This is a genomic window from Micromonospora globispora (assembly GCF_003857015.1).
In the GTDB taxonomy this organism is placed as follows: Bacteria; Actinomycetota; Actinomycetes; order Mycobacteriales; family Micromonosporaceae; genus Micromonospora; species Micromonospora globispora.
On the sequence record NZ_QGGF01000542.1, the window covers coordinates 1 to 9888 of the forward strand.

A 9888-nucleotide genomic window follows, 5' to 3' on the forward strand; every position below is an offset into this window, starting at 1 on the left:
CCGGCCCACCCCGGCGGCCACGGCCGGGGCCGGGGCCGCCGGGGTGGGCCGGACCGGTGGCGAACTCACCGGGGCGAGCCCGGTCGGGTTGAGGATGGCGGTCATCGTGCTCCCCTCCTATCGGGAGTCGGACGTGCCGGTGGCGGGGTCGACGGCCGCCCGACCGGCGGCAAGCCGGGCGATCGGCACCCGGTACGGCGAGCAGGAGACGTAGTCGAGCCCGGCGTCGGCGAAGAACGCCACCGAGTCCGGGTCGCCGCCGTGCTCGCCGCAGACCCCGATGGTGAGGTCGGGTCGGGCGGCCCGGCCCTCGGCGACGGCCAGCCGGATCAGCCGCCCGACGCCCTTGGTGTCGATGCTCTCGAAGGGCGACACGGGGAAGATCCCCCGGTCCAGGTACGCGCTGAAGAACGAGCCCTCCACGTCGTCCCGGGAGAACGCCCAGGCGGTCTGGGTCAGGTCGTTGGTGCCGAAGGAGAAGAAGTGCGCCTCGGCGGCGATCTCCCCGGCGGTCAGCGCGGCCCGGGGCACCTCGATCATCGTCCCGATCGGGATCTCCGGGGCGCCCTCGATGGTGGCCAGCACCCGCTCCGCCTCGTCCCGGACGGCGGCGAGCTCCCGTACGTCGCCGACGAGCGGCACCATGATCTCCGGCCGCGGGTCCCCGCCGGCCCGGATCCGCTGGGCCGCCGCCTCGGCGACCGCGCGGACCTGCATGGCGAACAGCCCCGGCACCACCAGGCCGAGCCGCACCCCGCGCAGCCCGAGCATCGGGTTCGCCTCGTGCATCCGGCGTACCGCCGCCAGCAGCGTGGCGTCCCGGCCCGGGTCCTCGCCCAGCGCCTCGGCGCGGGCCACCCGGGCGGTCAGCTCGTGCAGCGGGGGCAGGAACTCGTGCAGCGGCGGGTCGAGCAGCCGGATGGTCACCGGCAGCCCGTCCATCGCGGCGAGGATGCCGACGAAGTCGGCCCGCTGCAGCGGCAGCAGCGCGGCCAGGGCCGCCTCCAGCTCCTCCGGGCCGTCCGCCAGGATCAGTCGTTCCACCAGCTCCCGGCGTTCGCCGAGGAACATGTGCTCGGTCCGGCACAGGCCGATCCCGGTCGCGCCGAACCGCCGCGCCCGACGGGCGTCCTCGGGCGTGTCGGCGTTGGCCCGCACGCCGAGCGTGCGCACCGCGTCGGCGTGGCCGAGCAGCCGCTGCACCGCCGCGATGAGCGGGTCCGCCTCGGGGGCCAGGTCGCCGGCCAGGTAGCGGGCGACGGGGGAGGGCTGCACGGGCACCTGTCCCGGGTAGATCCGGCCGGTGGTGCCGTCGATCGAGATCAGATCGCCGGCCCGGACCAGCCGGTCGCCGACGGTGAACTCGCCGCGCTCCGGGTCGATCCGCAGCGCCTCGGCGCCGCAGACGCAGGTCCGCCCCATGCCTCGGGCGACCACCGCGGCGTGCGACGTCTTGCCGCCGCGGGACGTGAGCACGCCGGCGGCGGCGATCATGCCGGGCAGGTCGTCCGGGTTGGTCTCCCGGCGGACCAGGATCACCGGGTCGGTGGCGGCCGCCGCGGCCGCCGAGTCGAAGACCACCCGACCGACGGCCGCGCCCGGGGAGGCGCCCACCCCGACGGCGAGCGGCTCCGGCGCGCCGGTGAGGTCGAAGGCGGGGAACATCAGCTGGGCGAGCTGCGCGCCGGTGACCCGGTGCAGCGCCTCGTCCAAGGTGATCAGCCCCTCGTCGACGAGCTGCGCCGCGATCACGAACGCCGCCGCCGCGGTGCGCTTGCCGACCCGGGTCTGCAGCATCCACAGCTTGCCGCGTTCGATGGTGAACTCGATGTCGCACAGGTCCCGGTAGTGCCGTTCCAGCGTCGCCATGATCTCCCGCAGCCGCCGGAAGGTGACCGGGTCGAGCCGTTCCAGTTCGGGCAGGCCGACGGTGTTGCGGATGCCGGCCACCACGTCCTCGCCCTGGGCGTCGGCCAGGTAGTCGCCGTACACCCCGGGTGCGCCGGTGGCCGGGTCGCGGGTGAACGCCACGCCGGTGCCGGAGTCCGGGCCGAGGTTGCCGAAGACCATCGCCATCACGTTGACCGCGGTGCCTAGGTAGTCCGGGATCCGCTCCTGCCGCCGGTAGATCCGCGCCCGCTCCGAGTTCCACGACTCGAAGACCGAACGGATGGCCAGGTAGAGCTGCTCGTGCGGGGCCTGCGGGAAGTCGTGCCCGACGTGCCGGGCGAAGACCTTCTTGTACGTCTCCACCAGGTCGCGCAGCTGCGCCGCGCTCGGCCCGGCCACCCCGGCCGAGGCACGCAGCGCCTCCAGCTCCCGCTCGAACTCCTCCGCCGGCACGCCGTACACGGTCCGGCCGAACATCTGGATCAGCCGGCGGTACGAGTCCCAGGCGAAGCGGTCGTCCCCGCTGCGGGCGGCGAGCCCGCTGACGGTGGCGTCGTTGAGGCCGATGTCGAGGATCGTCTCCATCATCCCCGGCATCGAGTACCGGCCGCCGGAGCGGACCGCCAGCAGCAGCGGGTCGTGCGGGTCGCCGAGTTTCCGGTCCAGCCGGGCCTCGATCTCCCGCAGGTGCCCGTTCACCTCCTGAAAGAGCCCGGCCGGCGGCTCACCGGTGGGCAGGAACACCCGGCAGGCGTCGGTGCTGATGGTGAAGCCGGGCGGGACGGGCAGCCCCAGCCGGGTCATCTCGGCGAGGTTCGCGCCCTTGCCGCCCAGCAGGTCGGCCCTGCTCCGGTCACCCTCGATGAAGTCGTAGACGTACTTGGGCATGGTCCCGGCCTCCACTCCGCTACCGCGGGAACGGTGTCCCATTCGTTCGTAGCAATGCGGGGAACCCGATCGGCAGGGCCGGACGGGACCGTCCCCGGGCCAGAGGTCCTGATCTGTCGTCAGGTCCGCGTATCCTCCGCCGGGTGACCAGTGAGGTGCGGCTCCGCCCGGTGCGCGACGAAGACCTGCCGGCCTTCTTTGCCCACGAGCAGGAGCCGCAGGCCAACTGGATGGCCGCCTTCGGACCGGCCGACCCCAGCGACCGCGCCGCGTTCGACGCGCACTGGAAGCGGATCCGCACCGACCCGCGGATCGTGAACCGCACGATCACCGTCGACGACGAGGTGGTCGGGCGCGTGGCCGCCTTCCCGGTGGGCGAGCGCACCGAGGTCAGCTACTGGATCGACCCGCGCCGCTGGGGCCGGGGTCACGCCACGGCCGCGCTCGCCGCCCTGCTGCGCGAGCTGCCGCAGCGCCCGGTGCACGCCCGCGCCGCCAAGGACAACGCCGCCTCGCTCGCGGTGCTGCGCAAGTGCGGCTTCGTCGTGGTCGGTGAGGACTCCGGGTACGCCAACGCCCGGGGCGCCGAGGTCGAGGAGTACGTGCTGGAGCTGCCCCGCGAGGCGGCTGACCAGCCCGACCACTAGTCTCCCCGAGGTGAACTGGCTGGAACTCGTCGGCTGGGCCGGCTCCGCGCTGCTGGTCTGGTCGCTCCTGCAGACCCGGATCCTTCGGCTGCGCGCCCTCAACCTGCTCGGCTGCCTGATCCTGATCGGGTACAACGCCGCGGTGCACGTCTGGCCGATGGTCGGGCTCAACGTGGTGCTCACCGTGATCAACCTCTGGTACCTGCGGACGATGCTGGCCACCCGGCACGACGAGCAGACGTACGAGGTGGTCGAGGTGGGGGTGGACGACGCATTCCTGGCGCACACGCTGCGGGTGCACGCCGCCGACATCGCGAAGTTCAACCCGGACTTCCGCTGGGACACCGGCGACCGCCGGCGCTCGGCGTTCCTGGTGGTCCGCGCCGACGAGGTGGTCGGGGTCGTGGTGTCGCACGCGGAGCCCGGCGGGGTGGCCCAGATCGACCTGGACTACGTCACCCAGCGGTTCCGCGACTTCACCCCGGGTGAGTTCGTCTACCGGCGCAGCCGCCTCTTCACCGACCGCGGCTTCCGCCGGGTGGTCAGCCCGCCCGGGATGGTCGCCCCCTACTACCACCGGCTCGGCTTCCGCCCCGAGGGCGACGCGTACGTGCTCGACCTGCCCGCCCCCGCCGCGGCCTAGATCATCCGGTCAGCCGGCCGGGTGGCGGCAGGATTCAGCCCCTCTCCCGGTGGGCACAGACAGCGCTACGCCGACCGGGTCCTCCGGCGGCGGCGTGGGCCATGGCGGCCGACGCTGGTCGCGTGAGAGAGAGAACCGGGCGTGCAGAGCTACTGGAGCCAACTGGCCCTGGTCGGGGTTCTGGTGATCCTCAACGCGGCCTTCGCGGGTAGCGAGATGGCGCTGGTCTCGCTCCGGGACAGTCAGTTGCAGCGGTTGGAGCGAACCAGCCGCGCCGGCCGGACCCTGGCCCGGCTGGCCAAGGACCCGAACCGGTTCCTGGCCACCATCCAGATCGGGATCACCCTCGCCGGCTTCCTCGCCTCGGCGGCCGCGGCGGTTTCCCTGGCCAAGCCGCTGGTACCGCTGCTCGGGGTGTTCGGCGACGCCGCCGAGACCGTCGCCATCGTGGCGGTCACCCTGGCCCTGACCTTCGTCACCCTGGTCTTCGGCGAGCTGGCCCCGAAGCGGATCGCGATGCAGTCGGCCGAGCGGTGGGCCCTGGTGGTGGCCCGTCCGCTCGACCTGCTGGCCACCTTCACCCGGCCGGCGGTGTGGGCGTTGGGCGCCACCAGCGACGTGGTGGTACGCCTCTTCGGGCTCAACCCGAAGCACCAGCCGGACGAGATCGGCCCGGACGAGCTGCGCGACATCGTCGCCGGCAATCACGGCTTCACCAAGGAGCAGCGGACCATCATCGCCGGCGCGGTGGAGATCGCGGACCGGCAGTTGCGGGCGGTGCTCGTACCCCGGTTGCAGGTCTTCACCCTCGACAGCGGGACCACCGCGGAGGCGGCCCGGCTGGTGCTGGCCGCCACCGGCCACTCCCGGGCCCCGGTGGTGCGGCACGGCGGCCTCGACGACGCGGTCGGCGTGATCCACCTGCGCGACCTGGTCGGCGTGCCGGACGACCGGCCGGTGGACGAGATCGCCCGGCCGCCCATGCTGCTGCCCGACTCCCTGCCGGTGGTCGACGCGCTGCGCCAGTTCAAGGCGGAACGCCAGCACATCGCTCTGGTGGTGGACGAGCGCGGCGCGGTCGACGGGATCGTCACGCTGGAGGACATCCTCGAGGAGATCGTCGGCGAGATCTACGACGAGACCGACCGGGACCTCAGCTCGGTGCGCACGGAGGAGGACGGCACGCTGGTGCTCCCGGGCACCTTCCCGGTGCACGACCTCACCGACCTCGGCGTGGAACTGCCGGGCCGGCCGAGCGGCGACTACACCACGATCGCCGGGCTGGTGCTGACCTGCCTCGGGCACATCCCGATGGTGGCGGGGGAGAGCGTGACGGTGGACGGCTGCCACCTGGCGGTGGCCGGCGTGGAGCACCACGCCATCACCGAGGTCCGGGTACGTCGGGACGCCGAGGCGGCACAGCACGACCACGAGGAGGACGTCGAGGCCCCGGTGCTGGACGAGGCCCGCGGCTGACCGTTAGCGACCGTCGCCGGCCGGGCCGAATGGGAAGCCGGACACCGGCGGGTGCAGGCGCACCTGGTCGGCCGGGAACTGCCGGGCGCTCCGGCCGAGGACCCGCGCGAACGCCCGGAGCAGCCACGGCCCGGCTGGATGCAGCTCCGATCCGATCAACCGGCCGGCCACCCGGGTCCACCAGTGACCCGCGACGATCACGTCGGTCAGCCGCAGCCGGTCGGGCGGGAAGCCGCCCCGGACCACCACGTCCACCACCCGGCCGAGTCGCCGCCCGTGCAGGTCGTACGCGGCCCGCCCGAGCAGCTCACCCGCTCGCACGGTGGGCTCCCGGGATCCGGTCGATGACGTTGCGGCGCAGCCAGTTCTCCACCGGCGACTGGGGCAGGTCGGCGTTGCGGCAACGCAGCCGTACCGCGCTGTCCACCCGCTCGACCAGGGAGAACGGGATCGGCACCGGTCGCACCGGCGGGTTCTCGACGAACCGGTCGGCGAGCGCGACGAGGAACCGCCCGATCAGGCCGCCGAGCCGCTGTCCGAGCGCCCCCTGCCCGGTGAGCAGGTGGTCCACGTACGGGTGGCCCTCGTCGTCGAACGCGAAGGCCAGGTCGTCGACCTTGCCGACCAGCCGCCCGTCCCGGTCGACGATCTGCCGGTCGAGCAGTTGCCTGCCGAGTTGAACTCTCACTGTCCCATCCTCGTGACGATCGCCAACGGGATCGCCGCCACCGAGGCGGCGATGATGAGCAGCAGAAACAGCGCGCCGAGCAGGTTGGTGAGCCGGCCGTTCACCCGGTCACCCAGGTACGTCCGGTCGTTCGCCACGACCAGGATCGGCAGGTACGTCAGCGGCAGCGCCACCGCGCTGATGATCAGCATGTACTCGGTGAGCCGGATCGGGTCGATCCTGGTCAGCAGCATCAGCACCCCCAACAGCACGCTGAGCAGCAGCACACTGTGGAACCGGGCCGCCTCCCGGGGGCTGACCCGTTTTCCCCACTGCCAGCCGAAGTACTGCGCCGCGGCGTACGCCGCCGACAGGCCGGTCTCCAGGGCCGCGCCGAAGGTCACCGCGAAGAACGCCAGCAGCGCCACCGCCAGTCCGACCCCGCCGAACGCGAGCACCACCGGATGGGCCACCTGGTCGAGGGTGCGCAGCAAGGTCCCGCTCGGGTGGTAGACCACCGCCGCGGTGGCGATCAGCGACAGCGCGAGGAACCCGCCGACCGGAAAGCCGATCAGCACGCTCGACCGCGCATCGGCCAGGTCCGCGGTGCTCCAGCGTTCCTCGACCCCGCCGGAGGAGAAGAAGAAGACCTCGTACGGGCTGACGGTGGAGGCGAAGAGCGCCACCGCCACGAACCAGTAGGCACCCCAACCCTGACCGGCGGTGGTGAGGTGCACCGTCCCGCGCCCCAGCTCGGCCCAGTCGGTGGGCAGCACGAACAGCGCGACCGCGAAGACCAGCAGCGCCAGCCCGGCCAGGCCGAAGACCCGCTCCATCAGCTCGAAGCGCATCCGCCACAGCACCAGCCACACGGCGAGCGCGGCGACCGGCACCCAGAGCAGGTAGCTCACCCCGGACGCCAGTTGCAGCGCCAGCGCGACCCCGCCGAGCTCCGCGGCCAGGGTGATCACCGTGACGACGTAGGAGGCCACGAGGTTGAGCAGCGCCACCCGCGGCCCCAACCGCTCGCGGACCAGGTCGAAGACCGCGCGGCCGCTCACCGCCGCGATCCGGCCGGCCATCTCCGCGTACGCGCAGATGCCGAGCACCCCGACGAGCAGCACCCAGGCGTGCGCCATTCCGAAGCGGGCGCCGGCCTGGCTCGCCGCCACCAGGTCGCCGATGTCGACGAACCCGCCGATGGCGGAGAGGACGCCCAGGGTCGCGGCGAGGAGCTTCCTCACGTCGGGCGTGGCTCGGGCAGTGTCATCGCCGCGACGATATCGGCATGGTGCTGCCCATTTCGGGCGAATCAAACAGCTGGCCGGCTGCGCCCGCCGCTGGTCGGCGGGGTGTGGGTCAGACGGCGGTGAGGTTCTGCAGCCGTACCTGGCCCCGCGACACGAGCCGGCCGTCCGCGTCGGTGATCTCCACCTGCCAGAGCTGCTGGCTGCGGCCCCGATGGACCGGGGTGCCCACCGCGGTGAGCTCGCCGTCGCGGACGGCCCGCAGGAAGTCGGTCTGGTTGGACACGCCGACCACCTGGCCCTTGTCGCCCAGCCAGAGCGAGCCGCCCACGCTGGCCGCCGTCTCCACCACCGAGCAGTAGACCCCGCCGTGCTGGATCCCGAACGGCTGGTGCAGCTCCGGGCGTACCTGCCAGCGGATGACCACTCGGTCGCCGCTGACCTCGTCGAACTTCAGGCCGAGCAGGGCGACCAAGCCCCCGGTCAGGTCCGGCATCTCCACCGCAGCCCCTCCTCGCTTAGTACGGATCCGCCAGCCTAGTCGGCCCGCGGTTGGCAAACCCGGTACGGTCCGAGGACCGCCATGGGGGAGAATCGGTGACCGTGACCGACAGGAACCTCCCGCACGGGCGGGACTCGCTGACCGACGACCTGCTGTGGCGGGGTCTGATCCAGGACTCGACCGGCCTCGACGAGCTGCGCGAGCTGCTCGACGGCCGGCTGGCCACCTTCTATGTCGGCTTCGATCCCACCGCCGCCAGCCTGCACGTCGGCCACCTCATGCAGGTCACCACGGCCCGTCGGCTCCAGCTCGCCGGACACCGGCCGCTGCTGCTGGTCGGCGGCGCGACCGGGCAGATCGGCGACCCGAAGGAGAGCGCCGAGCGCACCCTCAATCCGCCCGAAGTGGTCGCCGGCTGGGTGCAGCGGATCCACGACCAGCTCGCGCCGTTCGTGTCGTACACCGGGGCGAACGCCGCCCAGGTGGTCAACAACCTGGACTGGACCGGCGAGATGTCGGTGGTCGAGTTCCTCCGCGACGTCGGCAAGCACTTCCCGGTCAACAAGATGCTGGCCCGCGAGGTGGTCAAGGCCCGGCTGGAGAGCGGCATCAGCTTCACCGAGTTCAGCTACCAGCTGCTGCAGGCCAACGACTTCTTCGAGCTGCACCGGCGGCACGGCTGCCAGCTCCAGTACGGCGGCTCCGACCAGTGGGGCAACATCACCGCCGGCGTCGACTACGTCCGCCGTCGGGGTGGGGGGCCGGTGGAGGCGTTCGTGACGCCGCTGGTCACCAAGGCCGACGGCACCAAGTTCGGCAAGACCGAGGGCGGCGCCGTCTGGCTCGACCCGCAGATGACCAGCCCGTACGCCTTCTACCAGTTCTGGGTCAACGCCGACGACCGCGACGTGACCCGCTACCTGCGCTACTTCAGCTTCCGCTCGCGCGAGGAGCTGGAGGAACTGGAGAAGGCCACCGCGGAACGCCCGCAGGCCCGGCTCGCCCAGCGGGCCCTGGCCGAGGAGCTGACCACGCTGGTGCACGGCGAGCGCGAGATGGCCCAGGTCGTGGCCGCGAGCCAGGCGCTCTTCGGCCGGGGCGAGCTCAGCGAACTCTCCCCGGTGACCCTCAGGGCCGCGCTCACCGAGGCCGGCCTGGTGCACCTGCCGGAGCTGCCGGACGTCCCGACGCTGTTCAAGGAGTCGGGGCTGGTGCCGAGCCTCAAGGAGGCCCGGCGGGTGATCGCCGAGGGCGGCGCTTACATCAACAACGTCCGGGTCGCCGACGTCGACCACGTCGTCTCGCCGGCGGACCTGCTGCACGGGCGGTACCTGGTGCTGCGCCGCGGCAAGCGCTCGTTCGCCGGGGTTGAGCTGCAGAAATAGCCGTACGTCGACAGTGTGACGGGGGACGCGCCCAGTGGATTTGACGATCACTCCGCTGGGCGCGTAACTTTTTCTCTGCCAGCGCGGAACGGCCGAAACAGGGCGAAAGTCCTGGAAGCCGGAGCGCGGGAATGACCCCCAGGGTCGGATGGTTGTCTACTATCAGAACCTGGACCGGGCGGTGCCCCGGATCCGCCGCAGGGCGGATTTGGTGAGGCGAGACCGACCGGGTAAGGTTTATCGGCCGGCAGGGAAACGGACGAGCAAGCGGGAGACCGCAAGCGGCCGTCCTGCCGAAATCCACGAGGCGCCCGGCGCGAGCCGGTCGAATTATGGTGCCCGGCAAAAGGGTTGAAGCATGGCAAACCGCGAAACACCGGTTTGACACGGCGGAAACAACCGGGTAACGTAGTAAAAGTGCCCGGCGCGAGAGCGGCGGGTGCGGGACGAATGAAATGCCCCGGATGGGGTCCTCCTGATTGGGGGGCTTCCGGATGGTGTGTGGTTGTTCTTTGAGAACTCAACAGGGTGCTTGATAAGCCA

At 72.0% G+C, this 9888-nt stretch carries 9 protein-coding genes; 4 read left to right on the top strand and 5 right to left on the bottom strand.

Going from position 1 to position 9888, the window contains the following annotated elements; genetic code table 11:
* Nucleotides 1-117: 117 nt before the first annotated feature.
* The gene (gene ppdK / locus DKL51_RS28250) at nt 118-2778 is read right to left on the bottom strand and encodes a pyruvate, phosphate dikinase (RefSeq protein ID WP_109942834.1); all 2661 of its coding nucleotides are present in this window, start codon (nt 2776-2778) and stop codon (nt 118-120) included.
* Between the two features lie 143 nt (nt 2779-2921).
* On the opposite strand from ppdK, the gene DKL51_RS28255 reads away from it, so the two are divergent.
* The 3 genes from DKL51_RS28255 to DKL51_RS28265 all read left to right on the top strand — a co-directional run bounded on the left by DKL51_RS28255 (nt 2922) and on the right by DKL51_RS28265 (nt 5544).
* Nucleotides 2922-3425, top strand: a complete 504-nt coding sequence (locus DKL51_RS28255) for a GNAT family N-acetyltransferase (protein ID WP_109942827.1) — start codon at nt 2922-2924, stop codon at nt 3423-3425.
* A 10-nt stretch (nt 3426-3435) separates the two neighbouring features.
* A complete protein-coding gene (locus DKL51_RS28260) occupies nt 3436-4068 on the top strand; it encodes a hypothetical protein (RefSeq protein ID WP_109942828.1) in 633 nt (210 codons plus the stop codon).
* A 141-nt stretch (nt 4069-4209) separates the two neighbouring features.
* Complete coding sequence (locus tag DKL51_RS28265) at nt 4210-5544, top strand: hemolysin family protein (protein WP_109942829.1); 1335 nt, start codon at nt 4210-4212, stop codon at nt 5542-5544.
* Nucleotides 5545-5547: 3 nt separating this feature from the next.
* Here the strand turns inward: DKL51_RS28265 and DKL51_RS28270 are convergent, their stop codons facing one another.
* The 4 genes from DKL51_RS28270 to DKL51_RS28285 form a co-directional block, all read right to left on the bottom strand.
* The gene (locus tag DKL51_RS28270; protein WP_109942830.1) at nt 5548-5865 is read right to left on the bottom strand and encodes a hypothetical protein; all 318 of its coding nucleotides are present in this window, start codon (nt 5863-5865) and stop codon (nt 5548-5550) included.
* Nucleotides 5852-6232: a hypothetical protein gene (locus DKL51_RS28275; protein WP_109942831.1), complete on the bottom strand. Its 381-nt coding sequence runs from the start codon at nt 6230-6232 to the stop codon at nt 5852-5854. Before DKL51_RS28275 ends, DKL51_RS28270 begins: the two co-directional genes overlap by 14 nt.
* On the bottom strand, nt 6229-7455 hold the full coding sequence (locus DKL51_RS28280) for an NRAMP family divalent metal transporter (RefSeq protein ID WP_109942832.1): 1227 nt from the start codon (nt 7453-7455) through the stop codon (nt 6229-6231). The genes DKL51_RS28275 and DKL51_RS28280 overlap by 4 nt, the downstream gene beginning before the upstream one ends.
* A gap of 115 nt (nt 7456-7570) precedes the next feature.
* A complete protein-coding gene (locus DKL51_RS28285; RefSeq protein WP_185734944.1) occupies nt 7571-7954 on the bottom strand; it encodes a PaaI family thioesterase in 384 nt (127 codons plus the stop codon).
* Nucleotides 7955-8055: 101 nt separating this feature from the next.
* On the opposite strand from DKL51_RS28285, the gene tyrS reads away from it, so the two are divergent.
* A complete protein-coding gene (gene tyrS, locus DKL51_RS28290) occupies nt 8056-9345 on the top strand; it encodes a tyrosine--tRNA ligase (protein WP_423790551.1) in 1290 nt (429 codons plus the stop codon).
* Nucleotides 9346-9888 lie beyond the last annotated feature (543 nt).

Coding starts and splice junctions, on each gene's coding strand:
- ppdK (WP_109942834.1), bottom strand. CDS start 2,778: ATGCCCAAGTACGTCTACGACTTCATCGAGGGTGACCGGAGCAGGGCC.
- DKL51_RS28285 (WP_185734944.1), bottom strand. CDS start 7,954: ATGCCGGACCTGACCGGGGGCTTGGTCGCCCTGCTCGGCCTGAAGTTC.